1 protein-coding gene is annotated in these 315 nt (G+C 73.7%); it reads left to right on the top strand.

Features of this window, described 5'->3' with window-relative positions:
* On the top strand, window positions 1-315 hold a 315-nt coding region (locus tag D9V41_RS17215; RefSeq protein ID WP_208006946.1), incomplete at both ends, for a hypothetical protein.

The raw sequence follows: 315 nt of genomic DNA, 5'->3' as shown, positions 1-315 counted from the left end.
GGAGTTGGCGCAGCACGCGGCTCATGCGCACACCGGAGCGATCGCGGGGCACGGCTCCGCTCTCGCGGGGCTGTTGCGTCGGTGCGGCGTCGTGCAGGCCGGCGATCTCGACGAGTTCCGCGAGCTGCTGGTGCTGTTCGGGTCCGGCATCACGCCGACGGCCGATGCGGTGGCGGTCTCGTCGATCTCCGGAGGCGGCACCGGCCTGCTCGCCGACCTAGCCGAGGACGCCGGGCTCGAGCTCGCGACGCTGGAGGCGCGGACCGTCGCGCAGTTGGCGGCGACGCTCCCGGATTTCGCGACCGGCGCGAATCC

The sequence above is a fragment of the Aeromicrobium phragmitis genome (genome assembly GCF_003674095.1).
GTDB classification, from domain to species: domain Bacteria; phylum Actinomycetota; class Actinomycetes; order Propionibacteriales; family Nocardioidaceae; genus Aeromicrobium; species Aeromicrobium phragmitis.
Note: the sequence above shows the minus strand (reverse complement) of the source record. Positions and strands in the feature narration are given on the sequence as shown.